The organism is Pseudomonas sp. OF001, from assembly GCF_904426495.1.
GTDB lineage: Bacteria > Pseudomonadota > Gammaproteobacteria > Pseudomonadales > Pseudomonadaceae > Geopseudomonas.
Genome location: NZ_CAJGBM010000020.1, coordinates 1 through 21,271, shown reverse-complemented (window position 1 = coordinate 21,271; position 21,271 = coordinate 1). Strand labels below are relative to the sequence as shown.

19 protein-coding genes and 1 pseudogene are annotated in these 21,271 nt (G+C 69.1%); 6 read left to right on the top strand and 14 right to left on the bottom strand.

Going from position 1 to position 21,271, the window contains the following annotated elements; translation table 11 throughout:
- Positions 1-45 precede the first annotated feature (45 nt).
- Entirely contained in the window at positions 46-1,956 is a 1,911-nt protein-coding gene (gene dnaG, locus RA210_RS12710; protein WP_201486692.1) for a DNA primase, read from the bottom strand.
- A gap of 145 nt (positions 1,957-2,101) precedes the next feature.
- Positions 2,102-2,317, bottom strand: coding sequence for a 30S ribosomal protein S21 (rpsU, locus tag RA210_RS12705; protein WP_003085057.1), 216 nt, complete (start codon positions 2,315-2,317; stop codon positions 2,102-2,104).
- Between the two features lie 230 nt (positions 2,318-2,547).
- Between rpsU and tsaD the strand changes: the two genes are divergently transcribed.
- Positions 2,548-3,573: a tRNA (adenosine(37)-N6)-threonylcarbamoyltransferase complex transferase subunit TsaD gene (gene tsaD / locus RA210_RS12700; RefSeq protein WP_136490395.1), complete on the top strand. Its 1,026-nt coding sequence runs from the start codon at positions 2,548-2,550 to the stop codon at positions 3,571-3,573.
- Here the strand turns inward: tsaD and plsY are convergent.
- On the bottom strand, positions 3,570-4,139 hold the full coding sequence (gene plsY, locus RA210_RS12695) for a glycerol-3-phosphate 1-O-acyltransferase PlsY (RefSeq protein WP_136490396.1): 570 nt from the start codon (positions 4,137-4,139) through the stop codon (positions 3,570-3,572). The genes tsaD and plsY overlap by 4 nt on opposite strands.
- A gap of 74 nt (positions 4,140-4,213) precedes the next feature.
- Between plsY and folB the strand changes: the two genes are divergently transcribed.
- Both folB and folK read left to right on the top strand, forming a co-directional pair.
- Complete coding sequence (gene folB, locus RA210_RS12690) at positions 4,214-4,570, top strand: dihydroneopterin aldolase (protein ID WP_201486691.1); 357 nt, start codon at positions 4,214-4,216, stop codon at positions 4,568-4,570.
- On the top strand, positions 4,561-5,103 hold the full coding sequence (gene folK, locus RA210_RS12685; protein WP_201486690.1) for a 2-amino-4-hydroxy-6-hydroxymethyldihydropteridine diphosphokinase: 543 nt from the start codon (positions 4,561-4,563) through the stop codon (positions 5,101-5,103). Before folB ends, folK begins: the two co-directional genes overlap by 10 nt.
- 54 nt (positions 5,104-5,157) lie before the next feature.
- On the opposite strand, the gene RA210_RS12680 is transcribed toward folK, so the two are convergent.
- The 11 genes from RA210_RS12680 to RA210_RS12630 form a co-directional block, all read right to left on the bottom strand.
- A complete protein-coding gene (locus tag RA210_RS12680; protein WP_136490399.1) occupies positions 5,158-6,396 on the bottom strand; it encodes a multifunctional CCA addition/repair protein in 1,239 nt (412 codons plus the stop codon).
- 94 nt (positions 6,397-6,490) lie between these two features.
- A complete protein-coding gene (locus RA210_RS12675; RefSeq protein ID WP_136490400.1) occupies positions 6,491-8,050 on the bottom strand; it encodes a SpoVR family protein in 1,560 nt (519 codons plus the stop codon).
- The gene (locus RA210_RS12670; protein WP_136490401.1) at positions 8,047-9,321 is read right to left on the bottom strand and encodes a YeaH/YhbH family protein; all 1,275 of its coding nucleotides are present in this window, start codon (positions 9,319-9,321) and stop codon (positions 8,047-8,049) included. Before RA210_RS12670 ends, RA210_RS12675 begins: the two co-directional genes overlap by 4 nt.
- An 89-nt stretch (positions 9,322-9,410) precedes the next feature.
- Entirely contained in the window at positions 9,411-11,333 is a 1,923-nt protein-coding gene (locus RA210_RS12665) for a PrkA family serine protein kinase (RefSeq protein ID WP_136490402.1), read from the bottom strand.
- A gap of 240 nt (positions 11,334-11,573) precedes the next feature.
- The gene (gene glpE, locus RA210_RS12660; protein ID WP_136490403.1) at positions 11,574-11,903 is read right to left on the bottom strand and encodes a thiosulfate sulfurtransferase GlpE; all 330 of its coding nucleotides are present in this window, start codon (positions 11,901-11,903) and stop codon (positions 11,574-11,576) included.
- Positions 11,900-12,724, bottom strand: a complete 825-nt coding sequence (locus RA210_RS12655; RefSeq protein ID WP_201486689.1) for a symmetrical bis(5'-nucleosyl)-tetraphosphatase — start codon at positions 12,722-12,724, stop codon at positions 11,900-11,902. Before RA210_RS12655 ends, glpE begins: the two co-directional genes overlap by 4 nt.
- On the bottom strand, positions 12,724-13,110 hold the full coding sequence (gene apaG, locus RA210_RS12650; protein ID WP_136490405.1) for a Co2+/Mg2+ efflux protein ApaG: 387 nt from the start codon (positions 13,108-13,110) through the stop codon (positions 12,724-12,726). Before apaG ends, RA210_RS12655 begins: the two co-directional genes overlap by 1 nt.
- A gap of 43 nt (positions 13,111-13,153) precedes the next feature.
- Positions 13,154-13,960 carry a 16S rRNA (adenine(1518)-N(6)/adenine(1519)-N(6))-dimethyltransferase RsmA gene (gene rsmA, locus RA210_RS12645; RefSeq protein ID WP_136490406.1) on the bottom strand — a complete coding sequence of 269 codons (807 nt, stop codon included), beginning with the start codon at positions 13,958-13,960 and terminating at the stop codon, positions 13,154-13,156.
- A gap of 161 nt (positions 13,961-14,121) precedes the next feature.
- Positions 14,122-15,114 carry a 4-hydroxythreonine-4-phosphate dehydrogenase PdxA gene (gene pdxA / locus RA210_RS12640; RefSeq protein WP_201486688.1) on the bottom strand — a complete coding sequence of 331 codons (993 nt, stop codon included), beginning with the start codon at positions 15,112-15,114 and terminating at the stop codon, positions 14,122-14,124.
- Positions 15,111-16,406: a peptidylprolyl isomerase gene (locus RA210_RS12635; protein WP_178084108.1), complete on the bottom strand. Its 1,296-nt coding sequence runs from the start codon at positions 16,404-16,406 to the stop codon at positions 15,111-15,113. Before RA210_RS12635 ends, pdxA begins: the two co-directional genes overlap by 4 nt.
- The gene (locus RA210_RS12630) at positions 16,384-19,119 is read right to left on the bottom strand and encodes an LPS-assembly protein LptD (protein ID WP_201486687.1); all 2,736 of its coding nucleotides are present in this window, start codon (positions 19,117-19,119) and stop codon (positions 16,384-16,386) included. The genes RA210_RS12635 and RA210_RS12630 overlap by 23 nt, the downstream gene beginning before the upstream one ends.
- Positions 19,120-19,248: 129 nt before the next feature.
- Here RA210_RS12630 and RA210_RS12625 point away from each other — a divergent pair, with 129 nt between their 5' ends.
- The 3 genes and pseudogenes from RA210_RS12625 to RA210_RS12615 all read left to right on the top strand — a co-directional run.
- The gene (locus RA210_RS12625) at positions 19,249-20,265 is read left to right on the top strand and encodes an aminoglycoside phosphotransferase family protein (protein WP_201486686.1); all 1,017 of its coding nucleotides are present in this window, start codon (positions 19,249-19,251) and stop codon (positions 20,263-20,265) included.
- Positions 20,262-20,945, top strand: a complete 684-nt coding sequence (gene murU, locus RA210_RS12620) for an N-acetylmuramate alpha-1-phosphate uridylyltransferase MurU (protein WP_201486685.1) — start codon at positions 20,262-20,264, stop codon at positions 20,943-20,945. The genes RA210_RS12625 and murU overlap by 4 nt, the downstream gene beginning before the upstream one ends.
- Positions 20,945-21,271: pseudogene (locus tag RA210_RS12615) on the top strand (molecular chaperone DjlA); the annotation flags it as partial. The gene murU and the pseudogene RA210_RS12615, both read left to right, overlap by 1 nt.

Below are 21,271 nucleotides of genomic sequence, written 5' to 3'. Positions count from 1 at the left end.
GCATTATAGTCGATCCGGGCTGGCTGGCACCAGATGGCCCCGGGCTCACGGGGCTTCGCTTCGGCTGAGAAGCGCGCGCAGGCGGAGCTTTTCCTCCGCGCTGAGTTCGCTGTGCCGCGCTTTGCGCAACAGGCCTTCGAGGCTGCGCTCACGCTGGCGGGCTGCCAAGGTAGTTATAGTGTCGAAAAACTGTTGTTCAAGGTTGTCCTGACTGATCAGCCATTCCTTTTCCGCTAGACCGCGGAGCAGGCGCCCTTGTTCCGTGCCGTGCCAGCGGGCGATCAGTTGCAGCGAGTTCTGCTGCGGCTGTTTCTGCAGCGATTCCAGCAGGGCCACCAGCAGCTGGGTCCAGGTGTCGTCCTCGGCGGCGAAGTGGCCGGCGTCCTCGACCTTCTGCGCCAGCTGCGGATGGTGCAGCAGGGCGCGCAGGGCGCTGAGGGTCGGCGACTCGACGCCGGCGCCGCCGCGCGGCGGCATGACCGCCGGCGGCTCGCGGCGCGCCTCGCCCTTGCGGCCCTTCCAGTCGTTCTTCTGCCAGGGCTTGCGCTCCTGGCTGGCGGGGCGCTCGGCGTGGCCGGTCGCTGCGGCATACTCGATGCCGTCCGCATAGGCATAGGACGTCGGGAAGTCGGTCGGCGGCACCTCGCCGCCCGGGGCAGGCGACGACTGGGTGAGCGCCTCGCCGGTCAGGCCGGTGATCGCGCCGAGGCGCTGGCGCATCAGGGCGCGCAGGTTGGCGCCGGGGATCTTCTCCAGCAGCGGTGCGGCCAGGGTGGCTAGGTGCGCCTTGCCCTCGAGGGTGCTCGGGTCGGCTTCCTCGGCGAGATGGCGGAAGAAGTACTCGGCCAGCGGTTCGGCCTGCTGGCTGATGCGGGCGCGGAAGGCGTCGGCGCCCTCGCTGCGCACCAGGCTGTCAGGGTCCTCGCCCTCGGGGAGGAACAGGAAGCGCACCCGGCGGCCGTCCTGCAGGCTCGGCAGGCAGGATTCCAGCGCCCGCCAGGCGGCGTTGCGTCCGGCGCTGTCGCCGTCGAAGCAGAACAGGATGCTCGGCACGACGCGGAACAGGCGCTTGATGTGCTCCTCGCTGGTCGCCGTGCCGAGGGTCGCCACCGCATTACGCAGGCCCTGCTGGGCGAGGGCGATGACGTCCATGTAGCCCTCGACCACCAGGATCTCGTCGAGGTCGCGGTTGCTCCTGCGCGCCTCGTACAAGCCGTAGAGTTCCTGACCCTTGTGGAACACCGGGGTTTCCGGCGAGTTGAGGTACTTGGGCTTGTCGTCGCCGAGCACCCGGCCGCCGAAGGCGATCACCCGGCCGCGGCTGTCGCGGATCGGGAACATCACCCGGTCGCGGAAGCGGTCGTAGCGGCGGCCCTCGGCGTTCTCGATCAGCAGGCCGGCGTCGATCATCGCCTTCTGCTGCAGGCTGTCGCCGCCCAGGTGCTTCAACAGGTTGTCCCAGCCGGGCGGGGCGAAGCCGAGGCCGAAGTCGCGGGCGATGGTGCCGGACAGGCCGCGGCCCTTGAGGTAGTTCACCGCCGCCTGACGCGCCGGGTGACTCTTCAGCGCCTGGCGGTAGTAGTCGGCGGCGGCGCCGAGCAGCGGGTACAGCGGCGAGTCCACGCTCTGGCGCGGCTTCTGCCCGGGGCGGCTGTCCTCGCGCGGGACCTCGAGGCCGGCGCGCTTGGCCAGCTCCTCGACCGCCTGGGGGAAGTCCAGGTGGTCGTGGTCCATGATGAAGCCGAGGGCGTTGCCGCCGGCGCCGCAGCCGAAGCAGTAGTAGAACTGCTTGTCCGGGCTGACGGTGAACGAGGGGGTCTTTTCCTGGTGGAACGGGCAGCAGGCGCTGTAGTTCTTGCCGGTCTTCTTCAGCTGCACGCGCGCGCCCACCACCTCGACGATGTCGGTGCGGTTGAGCAGGTCGTCGATGAAGTGCTGGGGGATCAGGCCGGCCATGGGCTGCTCGTGACTGTACGGTTCGAAGCGGCGGAAAACGCAAAAACTCCGAGGCTTGCCGGGCAAGTCGGAGTCGGGGTGCTGCTAAAGCAAACACCCGGCATGAGCCGGGTGTTGTGCGAGACGCTGCTGTCCGAGTGGTAACTCAGTACAGACGCTCGCGGCGACGCTGCTCGCGCTGCACTTTCTTGGCGTGGCGCTTCACGGCAGCCGCGGCCTTGCGCTTGCGCTCGGCGGTGGGCTTTTCGTAGAACTCGCGGCTACGCACTTCAGCCAGAACACCGGCTTTTTCGCAGGAGCGCTTGAAACGACGCAGGGCTACGTCGAAGGGTTCGTTCTCTTTAACTTTGACGGCGGGCATCCAGGTCGTACCTTCACTGATTACCGAGTATGAATGGTGCAATCCTGCAAAAGGCTCGGGAGGCACCGGTTTTCAAGGGCTGCGGATATTAACCCCTTGACAGCCGCACTGCCAAGCCCCCAGACGGGAAAAGCCGCCCGCCGGTGGTCCGCCACCCTCGCCCGATGCTTGGTGTCGCAGGCTCCGGGCGCTTATCATGCGCGGTTTAGCGAACGATCACGGGTTGCCCGATGCGAGTCCTTGGCCTGGAAACTTCCTGCGACGAAACCGGCGTGGCGCTGTACGACAGCGAGCGCGGCCTGCTGGGCGATGCGCTGTTCAGCCAGATCGACCTGCACCGCGTCTACGGCGGCGTGGTGCCCGAGCTGGCCTCGCGCGACCACGTCAAGCGCATGCTGCCGCTGATCCGCCAGGTGCTGGCCGAGTCGGGCTGCGGCTTCGCCGACATCGACGCGGTGGCCTATACCGCAGGGCCAGGCCTGGTCGGTGCGCTGCTGGTCGGCGCCTCCTGCGCCCAGGCGCTGGCGCTGGCCTGGGGCGTGCCGGCGGTCGGCGTGCACCACATGGAAGGCCATCTGCTGGCGCCGATGCTGGAGGAGACGCCGCCGGAGTTCCCGTTCGTCGCCCTGCTGGTGTCCGGCGGGCATACCCAGCTGGTGCGGGTCGACGGCATCGGCCGCTACCAGCTGCTCGGCGAGTCGCTGGACGATGCCGCCGGCGAGGCCTTCGACAAGACCGCCAAGCTGATCGGCCTCGGCTATCCGGGTGGTCCGGAGATCGCCCGGCTGGCCGAGCAGGGCACGCCGGGGCGCTTCGTGTTCCCGCGGCCGATGACTGACCGGCCGGGCCTGGAGTTCAGCTTCAGCGGCCTGAAGACCTTCGCCCTCAACACCTGGCGGCAGTGCGAGCGCGAGGGCGGCGACCTCGAGCAGGCGCGCGCCGACATCGCCCTGGCCTTCCAGCAGGCGGTGGTGGAGACGCTGACCATCAAGTGCCGCCGTGCGCTCAAGCAGACCGGCCTGAAGCGCCTGGTGATCGCCGGTGGGGTGAGCGCCAACCAGGCGCTGCGCCAGGCGCTGGAGAAGATGCTCGGCGAGCTGCGCGGCCAGGTGTTCTATGCGCGGCCGCGCTTCTGCACCGACAACGGGGCGATGATCGCCTACGCCGGCTGCCAGCGTCTGCTCGCCGGCCAGCACGACGGCCCGGCGATCGGCGTGCAGCCGCGCTGGTCGATGGAGACGCTGCCGGCGGTCTAGAAATGCCGTTCGCGGCCGGCGGAGAGATCGCGCAGGTTGCCGCGGTGGCGCCAGACGATCAGGCCGGCGAGCAGGCCGAGCGGCAGCAGCAGGACCGGTTGCTGCCAGGCCAGCAGCGGCAGGCAGAGGCCGGTGGCGAGCAGCGCGGCCAGCGAGCTGGTGCGGGTCAGGGTGAAGAGCAGCAGCCAGACGGCCAGCGCCAGCAGGGCGGTCGGCCAGTGCAGGCCGAGCAGCAGGCCGGCGGCGGTGGCGACGCCCTTGCCGCCGCGGAACTGGAAGTACAGCGGATAGAGGTGGCCGAGCACCGCGGCCAGGCCGATCCAGGCCTGCTGCACCGGCGGCAGTTCGAGGAGGCGGGCCAGCAGCACCGGCAGCAGGCCCTTGAGCAGGTCGCCGAGCAGGGTCAGGGCCGCGGCGCGGCGCCCGCCCAGGCGCAGCATGTTGGTGGCGCCGGGGTTGCCCGAGCCGCCCAGGCGCGGATCGGCGGTGCCGAGCCGGCGGCTGAGCAGCACGGCGAACGACACCGAGCCGAGCAGGTAGGCAACAATGGCCAGAAGCCAGGGCATGATCGGTTCCGCTGCGGTGGAGCCCCGATTCTAACGAGGCGGCGCGACCTTGTCGTGACGCGAAAGAGGATAGCGTGGACATAGTCTTCATCGACGGCCTGGAGGTCGACACCGTCATCGGCGTGTACGACTGGGAGCGCGGCATCCGCCAGTGTCTGATCCTGGACCTGCAGCTGGGCTGGGACATCCGCCCGGCGGCGGCCGGCGACGACCTGGCCGCAGCGCTCGACTACGCGGCGGTCAGTGCTCGGGTACAGGCCTTCGCGGCCGAGAGCACCTTCCAGCTGGTGGAAACCTTCGCCGAGCGCCTGGCCACGCTGCTGATGGCCGAGTTCGGCATCCGCTGGCTGCGCCTGCGCATCGCCAAGCCCGGCGCGGTGCCGGCGGCGCGCGGCGGCGTCGGCGTGGAGATCGAGCGCGGATGCCGCTGACCACGGTGTTTCTCGGCCTGGGCAGCAATGTCCGCCGCCACGCGCATCTGACCGCCGGCCTCGACGCACTGGCGGCCTTTCTCGTCGACATGCGCTGTTCGCCGGTGTTCGAGAGCGAGGCGGTGGGCATCCGCAGCGGCCCGTTCTACAACCTCGCGGTGACGGCGCGGACCGAGCTGCCGCTGGCCGAGCTGGATCGCCGGCTCAAGGCCATCGAGGCGGACAACGGCCGCTATGCGCCCGACCGCAAGGGCCTGCCGCTGGACATCGACGTGCTGCTCTACGACGACCTGGTGGGCGACTTCGACGGCCTGCAACTGCCGCGCGCGGAGATCCTGCGCAACGCCTTCGTGCTCTGGCCGCTGGCCCTGCTCGCCCCCGAGGCGCGCCATCCGGCCGAGGGGCGCAGTTTCGCCGCCCTCTGGCAGGCGATGCGCAGCGAGCAGCGCCTGTGGCCGGTGCCCTTCGTCTGGCGCGGCGCGGAGCTGACGCCGGAAGAGCTGCGCAGCAGCTTTCCGCCTCCGGCACCCTAGGGTGCGCCATGCGCGCCAGCCACACCCTGCAGTCCAAGGCGCGTGCGGCGCACCCTACGGCGCGTTGGCGCGCTGCGCCTCGCGGAACGCCTTGAGCGCCGCCAGGCGCGCGCGCTTGAGCGCCTCGCCCAGTTCCGCGCCCTTGAAGCCCTGCTCCAGCAGCGGCTGCACCGCCACGCCGCGCGCCACCCTGGCGGCGGCGCGCAGGTAGTCGGCCTGCGGGTAGGGCTGGCGCTCGAGGCCGAGGCGGCCGCGAGCGTCCATCTCGCAGGCGGCGACGAACGCCTCGAAGCGCTCCGGGCGGCGGTACAGGTCGAAGTGCTGGAACAGCTCGGCCAGGGTCTGCGCGCGCAGCTCCAGGGCGCGGTGGCCGTGGGTGTGGTATTCGCCGACCAGCAGGGCCAGCTCGGCGCAGTCGCGCGGCGCCTTGCAGCGTGCGTTGACCGCCTCGATCAGGCGCAGGCCGCGGCTCTCGTGGGCGATGTGGCGCGGCCATTCGGCCGGGTCGGTCAGGCCCTTGCCCAGGTCGTGCAGCAGGCAGGCCCAGCGCACGGGGAGCGGCTGGTCGTGTTCGGCGCACTGGCGCAGGACCATCAGCACGTGCTCGCCGCTGTCGATCTCCGGGTGGTGCTGCGCCGGCTGCGGCACGCCGAACAGCGCCTGCAGCTCGGGCAGCAGCTGCTCGAGGGCGCCGCAGTCGCGCAGCACCTGGATGAACACCTCGGGGCGCGGCTCCATCAGCGCGCGCTCGATCTCCTTCCACACCCGCTCGGCGGTGAGGTCGGCCAGTTCGCCGGAGGCGGCGATCTCGGCCATCAGCGCCAGGGTTTCCTCGGCGACGCGAAAGCCCAGCGGCGCGTAGCGCGCGGCGAAACGGGCGACGCGCAACACGCGCAGCGGGTCCTCGGCGAAGGCCGGCGAGACGTGGCGCAGCAGGTGCAGGGCGAGGTCGTGCTGGCCGCCGTAGGGGTCGATGACTCGGCCGTCGGCGTCCTCGGCCATGGCGTTGATGGTCAGGTCGCGGCGGATCAGGTCTTCCTCGAGGGTGACCTCGGGGCTGGCGTAGAAGGTGAAGCCGCCGTAGCCGCGCCCGCTCTTGCGCTCGGTGCGCGCCAGGGCGTACTCCTCGCCGCTCTGCGGGTGGAGGAACACCGGGAAGTCGGCGCCGACCGGGCGAAATCCCTGGGCGATGAGTTCTTCGGCGTGGGCGCCGACCACCACCCAGTCGGTTTCCGTGACCGGGCGGCCGAGCAGGCGGTCGCGCACGGCGCCGCCCACCTTGTAGATCTGCATGGCGTGTCCTGCAGGCAATGGGGGGGTGGCGCAGAGGATAGCGCGCCGCCGCGCGCAGGGCGACGGCGGTGCTGCAAGGGTTGCGCGCCCGGTCTCAGACCGGGCGGGCGATCAGGTCGAAGTGGCTGCCTTCCGTCTCGCGCTCGCGCTTGGGCGGCATGTGCTGCACGTTCACGCGCTGTTCGCCCTGCATGCTCTCCAGGTGCACGTCGAAGCCCCACAGGCGGTGCAGGTGGCGCAGCACGTCCTCGGTGGAGCTGGCCAGTGGCTTGCGTTCGTGCTGGTAGTGGCGCAGGGTCAGCGAGCGGTCGCCGCGGCGGTCGACGTTCCAGATCTGCACGTTGGGCTCGCGGTTGCCGAGGTTGTACTGCGCCGCCAGGTGATCGCGGATGGTGCGGTAGCCGCTGTCGTCGTGGATGGCGTCGACCAGCAGCTCGTCCTGCTGGTCGTCGTCGAGGATGCTGAACAGGCGGAACTCGCGGATCAGCCGCGGCGAGAGGAACTGCTGGATGAAGCTCTCGTCCTTGAAGTTCTGCATGGCGAACTTGAGGGTGGCCAGCCAGTCGCTGCCGGCGATGTCGGGGAACCAGCGACGGTCCTCCTCGGTCGGCTCCTCGCAGATGCGGCGGATGTCGCGGTACATGGCGAAGCCCAGCGCATAGGGGTTGATGCCGCTGTAGTAGGGGCTGTCGAACGGCGGCTGGTAGACCACGCTGGTGTGGTACTGGAGGAACTCCATCATGAAGCCGTCGGTGACCAGGCCCTCGTCGTAGAGGTCGTTGAGCAGGGTGTAGTGCCAGAAGGTGGCCCAGCCCTCGTTCATCACCTGGGTCTGGCGCTGCGGGTAGAAGTACTGGGCGATCTTGCGCACGATGCGCACCACCTCGCGCTGCCAGGGTTCCAGCAGCGGCGCGTGCTTCTCGATGAAGTAGAGGATGTTCTCCTGCGGCTCGGGCGGGAAGCGCTTGCCGTCGTCGGCGCGCCCCTTGCCGGCGCCCTTGGGGATGGTTCGCCACAGGTCGTTGACCTGGCGCTGCAGCTGCTCCTCGCGGTCCTTCTGGCGGCGCCGCTCCTCCTCGGCGGAGATCGGGTAGGGCCGCTTGTAGCGGTCGACGCCGTAGTTCATCAGGGCGTGGCAGGAGTCGAGCAGGTCCTCGACCGCGTCGATGCCGTGGCGCTCCTCGCACTTGTCGATGTACTGGCGGGCGAACACCAGGTAGTCGATGATCGAGCTGGCGTCGGTCCAGCTGCGGAACAGGTAGTTGCCCTTGAAGAAGCTGTTGTGGCCGTAGCAGGCGTGCGCCACCACCAGCGCCTGCATGCACATGGTGTTCTCTTCCATGAGGTAGGCGATGCACGGATCGGAGTTGATCACGATCTCGTAGGCCAGGCCCATCTGGCCGCGCTTGTAGCCCTTCTCGGTGCTGAGGAAGTGCTTGCCGTAGGACCAGTGGTGGTAGCCGATGGGCATGCCGACCGAGGCGTAGGCGTCCATCATCTGCTCGGCGGTGATCACCTCGATCTGGTTCGGGTAGGTGTCCAGCGCGTAGCGCTCGGCCAGCCGGGCGAGTTCGCGGTCGTAGCTGCGGATCAGCTCGAAGGTCCACTCCGAACCGGTGGACAGGGGCTGGCCTTTCTTGGCTCGAGGGCTCATGCGGCGACCCTCCTCTGGAAGAGTTCGCGGAATACCGGGTAGATGTCGGCGGCGGAAACGATCTGCTGCTGGGCGAAGCTGTCCGGGAAGGCCGCGGCGACCTGCTCGTACTCGTGCCACAGCGCCTGATGTTCGCGCGGGGTGATCTCCACGTAGCTGAAGTACTGCACGAACGGCATGATCTGGCGCAGCAGGATGTCGCGGCACACCGGCGAGTCGTCGTTCCAGTTGTCGCCGTCCGAGGCCTGGGCGGCGTAGATGTTCCATTCGTGGGCCGGGTAGCGCGCAGCCATCACTTCCTGCATCAGCTTGAGCGCGCTGGAGACGATGGTGCCGCCGGTCTCGCGCGAGTAGAAGAACTCCTGCTCGTCGACCTCCTTGGCGCTGGTGTGGTGGCGGATGAACACCACCTCAATCTTGTCGTAGCTGCGCTTGAGGAACAGGTAGAGGAGGATGAAGAAGCGCTTGGCGATGTCCTTGGTGGCCTGGGTCATCGAGCCGGAGACGTCCATCAGGCAGAACATCACCGCCTTGGAGGTCGGGTTGGGCTGCTTGACCAGCAGGTTGTACTTGAGGTCGAAGGTGTCGAGGAACGGCAGGCGCTCGATGCGCGCGCGCAGTCCGGCGATCTTCTCCTCCAGGTCGCGGATGTCGCTGAAGTTGTCCGGCTCCTCGACCTTCAGCCGTTCCAGCTCGGCCTTCAGCTCGCGCAGGTGGTTGCGGCTGGAGCCGGACAGGGCGATGCGCCGGGCGTGGGCCGAGCGCAGGGTGCGCACGATGTTCAGGCGGGCGGGCGTGCCCTCGCTGCTGATGCCGGCGCGCACCGTCTTGAAGCTGTCGATGCCGGTGAGATGCTTCTTCACCAGGTTGGGCAGGGCGAGATCCTCGAACATGAAGTCGAGGAACTCCTCCTGGGTGATCTGGAACACGAAGTCGTCCATGCCCTCGCCGGAGTTGCTGGCCTTGCCCTGGCCGGAACCACCGCCGCCACCGCCGGAGGGCCGCGGGATGCGTTCGCCGGTGGTGAACTCCTTGTTGCCGGGATGGATGATGGTCTGCCGGCCGCCGCGGCCGTGGTGCAGCACCGGTTCGTCGATGTCGCGGGAGGGAATGCTGATCTGCTCGCCGTGTTCCATGTCGGTGATGGAGCGCCGGCTGACGGCTTCCTCCACCGCCTTCTTGATGTGGTCACGGTAACGCCGCAGGAAGCGCTGGCGGTTCACCGTGCTCTTGTTCTTGCCGTTCAGTCGTCGGTCGATGACGTAACTCATGGCGTGCTCCCGTGCGGGGCTGGAGGCCGAGGCGCAGACCACAGCGGCGCCGGGTGGCGCCGCTGCGGACCAGGGCTTGCTCTAGCTTACTACTGCGACTTGCGGACGCGCAGATACCATTCGGCGAGCAGGCGTACCTGTTTCTCGGTGTAGCCGCGCTCGACCATGCGCCGCACGAAGTCGTTGTGCTTCTGCTGCTCGTCCTTGCTGCCCTTGGCGTTGAAGCTGATGACCGGCAGCAGGTCCTCGGTGTTGGAGAACATCTTCTTCTCGATCACCGCGCGCAGTTTCTCGTAGGACAGCCACGAGGGGTTCTTGCCGTTGTTGTTGGCCCGTGCCCGCAGCACGAAGTTGACGATCTCGTTGCGGAAGTCCTTCGGGTTGCTGATGCCGGCCGGTTTCTCGATCTTCTCCAGCTCCTCGTTGAGGGCGCCGCGGTTGAGGATCTCGCCGGTTTCCGGGTCGCGGTACTCCTGGTCCTGGATCCAGAAGTCGGCGTACAGCACGTAGCGGTCGAAGATGTTCTGCCCGTACTCGCTGTAGGACTCGAGGTAGGCGGTCTGGATCTCCTTGCCGATGAACTCCACGTAGCGCGGCGCCAGGTATTCCTTGATGAAGCGCAGGTAACGCTCGCGCGTCTCGGCGGGGAACTGCTCCTGCTCGATCTGCTGTTCCAGCACGTAGAGCAGGTGCACCGGGTTGGCCGCCACCTCGTGCGGGTCGAAGTTGAACACCTTGGACAGGATCTTGAAGGCGAAGCGGGTCGACAGGCCGGTCATGCCCTCGTCGACGCCGGCGCTGTCGCGGTACTCCTGGATCGACTTGGCCTTGGGATCGGTGTCCTTGAGGTTCTCGCCGTCGTAGACGCGCATCTTCGAGTAGATGTTGGAGTTCTCCGGCTCCTTCAGGCGACTCAGCACGGAGAACTGGGCGAGCATCTTCAGGGTGTCCGGCGCGCAGTGCGCCTGAGCCAGCGAGCTGTTGACCAGCAGCTTGTCGTAGATCCTGATCTCGTCGGTGACGCGCAGGCAGTAGGGCACCTTGACGATGTAGATGCGGTCGATGAACGCCTCGTTGTTCTTGTTGTTGCGGAAGCTGTGCCACTCAGCCTCGTTGGAGTGGGCCAGCAGGATGCCGCTGTAGGGGATGGCGCCGAGTCCCTCGGTGCTGTTGTAGTTGCCCTCCTGGGTAGCGGTCAGCAGCGGGTGCAGCACCTTGATCGGCGCCTTGAACATCTCGACGAATTCCATGATGCCCTGGTTGGCGCGGCACAGGGCGCCGGAGTAGCTGTAGGCGTCAGGGTCGTTCTGCGGGAATTCCTCCAGCTTGCGGATGTCGACCTTGCCGACCAGCGCGGAGATGTCCTGGTTGTTCTCGTCGCCCGGTTCGGTCTTGGCGATGGCGATCTGGTTGAGGATCGACGGGTACAGCTTGACCACGCGGAACTTGCTGATGTCGCCGCCGAACTCGTTGAGGCGCTTGGTCGCCCACGGCGACATGATCGAGCTCAGGTAGCGGCGCGGGATGCCGTACTCTTCCTCGAGGATGGCGCCGTCCTCGTCGGGGTTGAACAGGCCGAGCGGCGACTCGAACACCGGCGAGCCCTTGATGGCGTAGAAGGGGATGTGCTCCATCAGGTGCTTGAGCTTCTCGGCCAGGGACGACTTGCCGCCGCCGACCGGGCCGAGCAGGTAGAGAATCTGCTTCTTCTCTTCCAGGCCCTGGGCGGCGTGGCGGAAGTAGGAGACGATCTGGTCGATGCAGTCTTCCATGCCATGGAAGTCGGCGAAGGCCGGGTAGCGGCGGATCACCTTGTTGGAGAAGATCCGCGACAGCCGCGGATCGGTGGAGGTATCCACCAGTTGCGCCTCGCCGATGGCCTTGAGCATGCGCTCGGCGGCGCTGGCGTAGGTCAGGGGATCCTGCTTGCAGAGGTCGAGATACTCCTGCAGGGAGTACTCTTCCTGGCGCGTTGTTTCGTAGCGTTGCTGGAAATGGCTGAAAATGCTCATGACGTCACCTCGCTCGATGCCTGTACGTAAGTGGGCCTCGGGCGGGCACGGGCGGGCTGGCGCGTGGCGCCGGCCTGCTGCTCCCCTCTCTCGACCCCCCAATGGTCGTACGACCTGCCTGGAAGCCGGTGGTCCGGCTTTCCCTTTTGCAAGACTCTTGAACTGAGCATAGACCTGCTTTGGCGCGTGCGCAGCAGGAAAACAAGAGGAGGTGGCGAGTTGTTACAAATGCGCCGGCGGTCAGTCGTGGGGCAGGCGGGCGACTTCGTCGGGGTAGTGGGCGCGCCACAGCTCGAAGCCGCCATCGATGCTGTACACCTCGGCGAAGCCCTGGTGGGCGAGGAAGGCGGCGGCGTTCTGGCTGGAGTTGCCGTGGTAGCAGATCACCAGCAGCGGCGCGTCCATGTCGGCGCCGGCGATGAAGTCGGCCAGCGAGTGGTTGTCCAGGTGACGCGCACCGGGAACGTGGCCGCTGGCGAAGCTGTGCGGGTCGCGGATGTCGACCACCACCGCGCCCTTGGCGCGCAGGTCGTGGGCGGTGGCGGGATCGATGCGCTTGAATTCGCTCATGGCTGCTCCTTGTGGCAACTGCAGGTATGGCGCTCGCCGCTGTCGACGTCGAGCAGGGTCAGGGCTTCGCCCCACACGCAGCCTGAATCCAGGGCCTCGACGCCGGGCTCGTTGCAGCGTCCCTGCAGGGCGGCCCAGTGGCCGAAGATGATCCGCTCGCCGCGGGTCTTGCGGTTGGGGTGGCTGAACCAGGGGCCGTAGCCGTTCGGTGCGGTGCCCAGGCCCTCCTTGCTCTTCAGGTCGAGGCGGCCGTCGGCGGTGCAGAAGCGCATGCGGGTGAAATAGTTGGTGATCACCCGCAGGCGGGTGATGCCGCGCAGCTTGCCGTCCCACTGGTTCGGCTCGTTGCCGTACATGCCGTCGAGGAACAGCGGCAGGCGGGCGTCGTCGCGCAGTGCCTCCTCCACCTCGGCGGCGCGCTTGCGCGCCTTCTTCAGCGTCCACTGCGGCGGGATGCCGGCGTGCACCAGGGTGATCTGCCGCTCCTCGTCGTAGTGCAGCAGCGGCAGGCGGCGCAGCCATTCGAGCAGGTCGTCGCGGTCCGGTGCCTCGAGGATCTCGCGCAGGGTGTCGCCCTTCTTCAGGCGCTCGATGTTGTGCGCCGCCGCCAGCAGGTGCAGGTCGTGGTTGCCCAGCACGCTGACCACCGAATCGCGCATGGCGAACAGGAAGCGCAGGGTCTCCAGCGACTGCGAGCCGCGGTTGACCAGGTCGCCGACCAGCCACAGGCGGTCGCGCGCCGGATCGAAGGCGACCCGCTCGAGCAGGCACTGCAGCGGCTGCAGGCAGCCCTGCACGTCGCCGACCGCGTACAGCGCCATCAGTGCAGCGCTCCGGGCACCGCCAGACGGAAGGCGCTGATCGGCGCGTCGAAGGCGTGACCGTCGCCGGCCTGCATGCCGAAGCTGCCGTGCATGCTGCCCACCGGGGTGGCCAGCACGCAGCCGCTGGTGTAGGTGTGGCTTTCGCCCGGTTGCAGCAGCGGCTGTTCGCCGACCACGCCGGGGCCGCGCACTTCCTGCACCTTGGCGTTGCCGTCGGTGATGATCCAGTGGCGGGTCAGCAGCTTGGCGGGCAGGGCGCCGCTATTGCGGATGGTCACCGTGTAGGCGAAGGCGTAACGCTGCTGGTCGGGCAGCGACTGCTCGGGCAGGTGGCGGGTGGCGACGCTGACGTCGATCTGGTAACGCGGATCCGGTGTGGTCATCGATATGCGGTTTCGGGGCGGCCTGAAGTAAAAGCTTAGCGATTCACTCGGGTTGTGTCTGCAGCGCCAGCTGGTCGGCCAGACGCACGAAGGCGGCGAGGTCCAGCTGCTCCGGGCGCAGGCTGCCGTCGACGCCGGCGGCCTCGATGGCGGCAGCGGGCAGCAGCTGCTTGAGGGTGTTGCGCAGGGTCTTGCGCCGCTGGTTGAAGGCCTCGCGCACCACCCGCTCGAGCAGGCGGTGGTCGCGGGCCGGGTGCGGCAGCACGGCGTGCGGCACCAGGCGGACGATGGCCGAGTCGACCTTGGGCGGCGGGTTGAAGGCGCCGGGGCCGACGTTGAACAGATGCTCCACCCGGCAGTGGTACTGGACCATGATAGACAGCCGCCCCCAGTCGCCGCCGCCAGGCGTGGCGGCCAGGCGCTCGACCACCTCCTTCTGCAGCATGAAGTGCATGTCGCCGATGATCGAGGCGTGCTCGAGCAGGTGGAAGATCAGCGGGGTGGAGATGTTGTAGGGCAGGTTGCCGACCACCCGCAGCTTCTCCTCGCCCTGCACCAGCGCGTTGAAGTCGAACTTCAGCGCGTCGCCGGCGTTGAGGGTGAAGTTGGGATCGATGCCGAAGCGCAGCCTGAGCAGCGGCAGCAGGTCCTGGTCCAGCTCGATCACGTCGAGCTTCGCGCCGCTGCCGAGCAGCCCCTCGGTGAGGGCGCCCTGGCCGGGGCCGATCTCCACCAGATGCTCGCCCGGGCGCGCATGGATGGCGCGCAGGATGCGATGGATCACCCCGGCATCGTGCAGGAAGTTCTGGCCGAAGCGCTTGCGGGCGCGGTGTTGGTACAGCTCGGACATGGGGCGGCTCCAGGCTTCAAGCCGCAAGCTCGAAGCGAATGCGAAAAGAGCCGCAGTTTAACAGCGAACGCGCCGACAGGCTGCAGCGCCCGCTGGCCAGATCGGCCATGTGCGGGGCGGGCCCCTCTCCCGGAGCGGGGAGAGAAGGTCCGAGCGGCGTGTCAGGCCTGGCCGGCGCTCATCTGATACGCCGTTTCCAGCGCCACCTGCAGGCTGCCGGTGTCGATGCGGCCGCTGCCGGCCAGGTCCAGCGCGGTGCCGTGGTCGACCGAGGTGCGCACGATGGGCAGGCCGAGGGTGACGTTGACCGCGGCGCCGAAGCCCTTGTACTTGAGCACCGGCAGGCCCTGGTCGTGGTACATGGCCAGCACCGCGTCGCAGTGCTCCAGGTGTTTCGGGGTGAACAGGGTGTCGGCCGGCAGCGGGCCGACCAGGTCGAGGCCTTCGCCGCGCAGCTGCGCGAGGGTCGGCTCGATCACCTCGATCTCCTCGCGGCCCAGGTGGCCGCCTTCGCCGGCGTGCGGGTTGAGGCCGCAGACCAGGATGCGCGGCCTGGCGATGCCGAACTTGCCGCGCAGGTCGGCGTCGAGGATGCGCGCGACGCGGGCCAGGCGCTCGGCGGTGATGGCGTCGGCCACCGCGCGCAGCGGCAGGTGGGTGGTCACCAGGGCCACGCGCAGGCCGCGGGTGGCGAGCATCATCACCACCTGTTCGGTGTGGGTCAGCTCGGCGAGGAACTCGGTGTGCCCGGAGAAGGGGATGCCGGCCTCGTTGATCACGCCCTTGTGCACCGGCGCGGTGATCATCCCGGCGAAGCTGCCGTCAATGCAGCCGTTGCCGGCGCGCAGCAGGGTCTCCAGCACGTAGGGCGCGTTGCGCGCATCGAGCTGGCCGGCGACCGCCGGCACGGCCAGCGGGGTATCCCACACGTACAGGCTGCCGGCCGGCGCCGGGCTGTCCGGCCAGGCGCCGGGGCCGACCTCGAGCAGCTCGATGTCCAGCCCCAGCTGCGCGGCGCGTGCGGCCAGCAGCGCGCGGCTGGCGACGGCCACCAGCGCGTGCGGCTGGGCCGCGCGGGCCAGCAGCAGGCACAGGTCGGGGCCGATGCCGGCCGGCTCGCCGGGGGTCAGGGCGAAGCGCCGTGCCGCACTCACAGGCGGGTTTCCACGTAGGCTTCGCTGCGGATCTGGCGCAGCCAGTTCTGCAGTTCCTCGTCGTACTTGCGGTTGCGCAGCAGGTTGAGCGCCTGCTGTTCGCGCGCCTCGCCGCTGGCGTCGCTGGTGCGGCGGTCCAGCACCTCCAGCACGTGCCAGCCGAACGGGCTGCGGAACGGCTGGGACACGCGGCCGAGCGGGCTGTCCGCCATCACCTGGCGGAACTCCGGCACCAGCGAGCCCGGCTCGACCCAGTTGAGGTCGCCGCCGTTGAGCGCCGAGCCCGGATCCTCGGAGAAGCTCTTGGCCAGGGCGGCGAAGTCCTCGCCGCCCTGCAGGCGCTCGTACAGGCGCTCGGCCAGCTGGCGGGTTTCCGCATCGCTGCGGATCTCGCTGGGCTTGAGCAGGATGTGGCGCACATGGACTTCCTCGCGCAGCACGCCGCTGTCGCCACCGCGCTTGTCGAGCAGCTTGAGGATGATGAAGCCGGCCGGCGTGCGCACGGGCTCGGTGACCTCGCCGACGCCGAGGGCGCCGATCATGCTGTCGAACGGCGGCGGCAGCTGGGCGGCCTTGCGCCAGCCGATCTCGCCGCCCTCCAGGGCGTTCTCGCTGCCGGAACGGGCCGCGGCCAGGCGGGCGAAGTCGGCGCCGCGCGTCAGCTGGGCGTGGATCTCGCGGGCCTGGCGCTCGGCGTCCTGGATGGACTGGGCCGAGGCGCCCTCGCCGAGCGGGATGAGGATGTTGGCCAGGCGGAACTCTTCGGACAGCTGCAGCTTGCCGAGGTCGGAGGCGAGGAAGTTCTTCACCTCCTGGTCGCTGACCTGGATGCGCTCGGCCACCCGGCGCTGGCGCACGCGGCTGATGATCATCTCGCGGCGCACCTGCTCGCGGGCCTCGTCGTAGGACAGGCCGTCGCGGGCCAGCGCGGCGCGGAACTGCTCGAGGCTGAGGTTGTTGCGCTGGGCGATGGTGGCCAGCGCCTGGTTGAGTTCCTCGTCGCCGATGCGGATGCCCGAGCGTTCGCCCATCTGCAGCTGCAGGTTCTCGACGATCAGCCGCTCGAGCACCTGCTGGGCGAGCTGCTCGCGCGGCGGCTGCTCGCCGCCGCGGCGGGCCAGGTTCTGCTGCACCTCTTCGAGACGCCGCTCGAGCTGGCTGGCCATGATCACGTCGTTGTCGACGATGGCGACCACGCGGTCGAGCGGCTGCACCTCGGCCCAGGCCGTGCCGCAGAGCAGCAGGGCGCCGAGGGCGAGGGGGCGCAGGTTATTGATAAGCTTGGTCTTCACGTTCACGGTAACCTTGAATGCCTTGGTCGAGGAAGGACTCCACCTTGTTGCCGGTGACGCCGCCCAGGCCCTTGAGGACGATCTGCAGGAAAATGCCGCGATCCGCCTCGTCGTTGCGGTCGGGGTTGAGGCTGGTCTCGTCGTAGTCGACCCAGTAGCGGTTGATCAGACGCAGCTTCCAGCAGCAGCTGTCGTACTCGAAGCCACCGAAGGCCTCGAGGGTACGATTGCGGTTGTAGTCGTGCTGCCAGCGGGCGATCACGCTCCACTGCGGCGCGACCGGCCAGATGGTGGACAGGTCGTGCTGCTGGATCTTGTAGTAGTCCTTGATGTAGCCGGGAGTGCCCGGGGTACCGAAGTCGCCGCCGAAGCGCCACTGGCCGCTGGCCTGGTCGTAGCGCACGCTGTCGTTGCGGTAGCGGTAGCCGAGGTTGACCACCTTGCGCGGGTCGTTTTCCGGCTGGTAGTGGAACATGGCGCTGCCGGAGCGGGTGCGGTGGGTGTCCGGATCCCAGTTGAAGTCGGAGTTCAGGCGCCAGTCGCGGTTGAAGCGGTACAGGTACTGCAGGGCGTAGGGCGACTGCGAGGCGGTGGCGTCGCTGCGCGTGCGGTAGTCGATGCCCGGCAGTTGCACCTTGCGGTCGGCGAAGTGGAAGGCCTGGCCGAGGCTGATGCGCTGGCGCTCGAAGCCGTTGCTCTGGAGCCAGCGGCTGGTCAGGCCCAGCGACAGGCGATTCTCGTCGCCGATGCGGTCCTTGCCGGAGAAGCGGTTCTCGCGCCACAGCGAGGAGTAGCTGAAGGTGCTTTCGGCGGTATCGAACACCGGGATGGCGTCCTGCTTCTCCTCCGGCACGTAGAGGTAGAAGGCGCGCGGCTCGAGGGTCTGCCGCGAACCGCCGAACCAGCTGCTGTCGCGGTCGAAGTACAGGCCGGAATCGAGGCCGGCGATCGGCACCTGACGGTCGGGCGCGTCGTCGAAGCGCTGGCCGAGGGCGGCCATCTGGCTCTTGCCCAGGCTGTCGAGGCTGAGGTCGTACTGGGTGTGCAGGTACTTGACCGACGGCTTGACGAAGCCCCAGGTCCACTCCAGCGGCAGGCTGACGCCCGGCTCGACGTGCAGGCGGTCGCCGTTGGCGCGGGCCAGGCCGGTAACGTTGTTGTCGTACCAGGGCTCGGCAACGCCGTTTTCGTCGATGAAGTTGCCGCTGCGCAGGTCGCGGTCGAAGCGCACGAACTCGCCGCCGTAGCTCAGCTGCAGGCCGCCCGGCTGGAACGGCAGGGCGCCGTCCAGGCTGAACTGCGGCAGGCGGTCGTAGGGGGTGATGTCGACCACGCTGGTCGGCTCGTAGGCGTGGGCGGCCAGTCGGGCGCGGTAGCTGTCGCCGCGCCAGGTCAGGCTGGCGCGCTGGTCGAGGAACTCCGGCCTGGAGATGTCCAGGTCGGTATCCAGGTCCTGGAAGTAGTAGGGGTCGCTGATGTCGGTGTAGTCGACCTCGGCCAGCAGGCGCGAATCCAGTCCGCCGCGGTGCTGCCAGTTGTACATCCAGCGCTGGTCCTCGTACTCCGACTGCCGCTTGCGGGTGTCGTCCTGGTCGTCGAGCCAGGCGCCGCCCAGCTGGCCTTCGCTGCCCGGAGTCAGGTAGCGGAACTCGCCTTCCATCAGCAGGCCGCGATCGACCATGTACGTCGGGTACAGGGTCGCGTCGTAGTTGGGCGCCAGGTTGAAGTAGTAGGGCGTCTGCAGGGTGAGGCCGTTGTCGCTGGAGGAGCTCAGGCTCGGCGCCAGGAAGCCGGACTGGCGACGGTCGTCGATCGGGAAGTAGATGTACGGGGTGTAGAACACCGGTACGTCCTTCACCCGCAGGGTCACGTTGGTGGCGGTGCCGAAGCCGGTGGCCGGGTTCAGGGTGATGTTGTTGCCCTTCAGGTGCCAGGTGTTCTCGCCCGGCTCGCAGCGGGTGTAGGTGCCGTCCTTGAGGCGCACCACGGCGTCCTCGCGGCGCTTGACGTACTCGGCACTGCCGCGCGCCTTGGCGGCGTGCACCACGTACTCGGCGTTCTCGACCACGGCCTCGCCGTTGTCCAGCTGCAGCTCGGCGCGATCGCCGACCACCAGGATGCCCTTGTCGCGCAGGCGCACGTTGCCGGCCAGCTCGCCCTTGTTCTCCAGCTGACGCAGGCTGGCCTCGTCGGCCTCGGCCTGCATGCTGCCCTGGCGCAACACCACGTCGCCGGCGAGGGTGGTGGTTTCGTTCTGCTGGTCGTAGCGCGAGGCGCGCGCGGAGACGAAGGTGGGCGCCTCGCTCATCGGCGTGTCGTCGGTGATGCCGGCGCGCCGGGGCTCGACGTAGGTGCCGGCGCAGAAGGGCGCGATCTCGGCCTGCTGGGCCTTGCTCAGGCGCTCGCGCGGTACCCAGTCTAGGTGGCTGTAGTCGGCGCTGCGCGAGGCGAGGGCGCGCCCGCCGTTGTCGCTGGCCTGCGCTGCGGCCTGGGCGGCGGGCGTCGGGGCGGCGGCGGGCGTCGTCGCTGCCTGGGGGCGCGGCGGCACGGCGCCCGGCGTGCTCTTCGGCGCGCAGGCCCAGCCGCCGCCGGCCGAAGCCTGGCAGTCGAACTGCTCGGCGGCGTGCAGCAGCGGAGCGGAGCCCAGGGCCAGCAGGCTGCCGGTGACCAGGAGAGGGAACTTTCTGCGGAACAGGGGGGGAGTGAGTGCCATCTTGTCGATGTCCGGGCTTCCTGCGCGCCAACAGCCTGTGCGGCCGCACGCCTTTCGATGGGCTGGAGTAAGATCGCGGATAATAAATCAATGCGTCACGCAACGGCTAGCGTAGAAGGGGAGCCCTGGATGTCCGTGGATAGTCGATTGGAAAGCCTGAAAGCCTGGCTGGACGGGTGCCTGCCCGAAGTGTTCGCCGCGCGCGGCTGGGGCGTGCCGGGGCCGGCCAGCCTGACGCCGGCGAGCAGCGATGCCAGCTTCCGCCGCTACTTCCGCTGGGAAGATGGCGCGCGCAGCCTGATCGTCATGGATGCACCGCCGCCGCAGGAGGACTGCCGTCCGTTCGTCAGGGTCGCCGGCCTGCTTGCCCAGGCCGGCGTGCACGTGCCGGAGATCCTCGCCGGCGATCTGGCGCAGGGCTTCCTGCTGCTGCCCGACCTCGGCCGGCAGACCTACCTGGAAGTGATCGGCGAGGACAACGCCGACGCCCTGTTCGAGGATGCCCTGCAGGCGCTGGTGGCCTTCCAGCGCCTGCCGGTGGAGGGCCAGCTGCCCGCCTACGACGAGGCGCTGCTGCGCCGCGAGCTGCAGCTGTTCCCCGACTGGTACCTGGCCCGGCACCTCGGCGTGACCCTGGAGGGCGAGGCGCTGGCGGCCTGGCAGGCGGCCTGCGACCTGCTGGTGCAGAGCGCCCTGGCCCAGCCGCGGGTGCTGGTGCATCGCGACTACATGCCGCGCAACCTGATGCTCAGCACCCCCAACCCCGGCGTGCTGGACTTCCAGGACGCGGTGTTCGGCCCGGTCAGCTACGACGTCACCTGCCTGTTCAAGGACGCCTTCCTCAGCTGGCCCGAGGCGCGCGTCGAGGCCTGGCTGCGCCGCTACTGGCAGCTGGCGGGCGAGGCGGGCATCCCGCTGCCGGAGAGCTTCGCCGAGTTCCGGCGCGCCAGCGACCTGATGGGCGCGCAGCGCCACCTCAAGGTGATCGGCATCTTCGCGCGCATCTGCCACCGCGACGGCAAGCCGAAATACCTCGGCGACGTGCCGCGCTTCTTCGCCTACCTCGACACGGTGATCGCCCGCCGCCCCGAACTGGCGCCGCTCGGCGCGCTGCTCGCCGGCCTGCCCAAGGAGCCCGCGGCATGAAGGCGATGATCCTCGCCGCCGGCAAGGGCGAGCGCATGCGCCCGCTGACCCTGCACACCCCCAAGCCGCTGCTGCCGGTCGGCGGCATGCCGCTGATCGAGCACCACGTCCGCGCCCTGGCCGCCGCCGGCTTCACCGAGCTGGTGATCAACCATGCCTGGCTCGGCCAGCAGATCGAGGACTACCTGGGCGACGGCGCGCGCTTCGGCGTGTCCATCGCCTTCTCCGCCGAGGGCGAGCCGCTGGAGACCGGCGGCGGCATCCATCGTGCCCTGCCGCTGCTCGGCGCGGCGCCCTTCCTGCTGGTCAACGGCGACATCTGGACCGACTACGCCTTCGCCGACCTGCGCCGCCCGCTGGCGGGGCAGGCCCATGACGGGTTGGCCCATCTGGTGCTGGTCGACAACCCGGCGCACCACCCCGAGGGCGACTTCCGCCTGCAGGAGGGACGGGTCAGCGCCCGCGGCGCGCAGCCCGGACTGACCTACAGCGGCATCGCCGTGCTCGACCCGGCGCTGTTCGCCGGCTGCCGGCCGGGAGCGTTCAAGCTGGCGCCGCTGCTGCTCGACGCCATGGCGCTCGGCCAGGTCAGCGGCGAGCACTACCGCGGCCGCTGGGTGGACGTCGGCACCCGCGAGCGGCTGGACGAGGTCGAGCGCCTGCTGGCGGAGCGCCCCTGATGCTGTGGCCGGCCAGCGCACTGGGCGGCATGGCCGGCTTCGTGCTGGCCAGCGTGCCGGGCGCGCTGCTCGGTGGCCTGCTCGGCCACTGGCTGGACCGGCGCCTGCAGCTGCACGACTGGGAGGACCTGCGCGAGCGCCTGGCCGGCCACGGCCACGACACCCTCGACGCCCTGCGCCTGATGCAGCTGCTCGGCCGCCTGGCCGCGGCCAACCCGCATGCCGCCGTGGCCCAGCGCCGCCAGCTGCGCCGCGAGGCGCAGCGCGCCGGGCTGGCCGAGACGGCCGCGCTGCTGGCCTTCGAGCGCGGCCGTCGCGGCGCGCGC

Bases quoted from the DNA above. Each gene is read 5' to 3' on its own strand.
- RA210_RS12630 (WP_201486687.1), bottom strand. From the start codon at position 19,119: ATGGCACTCACTCCCCCCCTGTTCCGCAGAAAGTTCCCTCTCCTGGTC.
- RA210_RS12655 (WP_201486689.1), bottom strand. From the start codon at position 12,724: ATGGCGCTGTACGCGGTCGGCGACGTGCAGGGCTGCCTGCAGCCGCTG.
- dnaG (WP_201486692.1), bottom strand. From the start codon at position 1,956: ATGGCCGGCCTGATCCCCCAGCACTTCATCGACGACCTGCTCAACCGC.
- RA210_RS12675 (WP_136490400.1), bottom strand. From the start codon at position 8,050: ATGAGCCCTCGAGCCAAGAAAGGCCAGCCCCTGTCCACCGGTTCGGAG.
- RA210_RS12665 (WP_136490402.1), bottom strand. From the start codon at position 11,333: ATGAGCATTTTCAGCCATTTCCAGCAACGCTACGAAACAACGCGCCAG.
- murU (WP_201486685.1), top strand. From the start codon at position 20,262: ATGAAGGCGATGATCCTCGCCGCCGGCAAGGGCGAGCGCATGCGCCCG.
- apaG (WP_136490405.1), bottom strand. From the start codon at position 13,110: ATGACCACACCGGATCCGCGTTACCAGATCGACGTCAGCGTCGCCACC.
- glpE (WP_136490403.1), bottom strand. From the start codon at position 11,903: ATGAGCGAATTCAAGCGCATCGATCCCGCCACCGCCCACGACCTGCGC.
- RA210_RS12680 (WP_136490399.1), bottom strand. From the start codon at position 6,396: ATGCAGATCTACAAGGTGGGCGGCGCCGTGCGCGACCGCCTGCTCGGC.
- RA210_RS12670 (WP_136490401.1), bottom strand. From the start codon at position 9,321: ATGAGTTACGTCATCGACCGACGACTGAACGGCAAGAACAAGAGCACG.
- RA210_RS12625 (WP_201486686.1), top strand. From the start codon at position 19,249: ATGTCCGTGGATAGTCGATTGGAAAGCCTGAAAGCCTGGCTGGACGGG.
- tsaD (WP_136490395.1), top strand. From the start codon at position 2,548: ATGCGAGTCCTTGGCCTGGAAACTTCCTGCGACGAAACCGGCGTGGCG.
- rpsU (WP_003085057.1), bottom strand. From the start codon at position 2,317: ATGCCCGCCGTCAAAGTTAAAGAGAACGAACCCTTCGACGTAGCCCTG.
- rsmA (WP_136490406.1), bottom strand. From the start codon at position 13,960: ATGTCCGAGCTGTACCAACACCGCGCCCGCAAGCGCTTCGGCCAGAAC.
- folK (WP_201486690.1), top strand. From the start codon at position 4,561: ATGCCGCTGACCACGGTGTTTCTCGGCCTGGGCAGCAATGTCCGCCGC.
- plsY (WP_136490396.1), bottom strand. From the start codon at position 4,139: ATGCCCTGGCTTCTGGCCATTGTTGCCTACCTGCTCGGCTCGGTGTCG.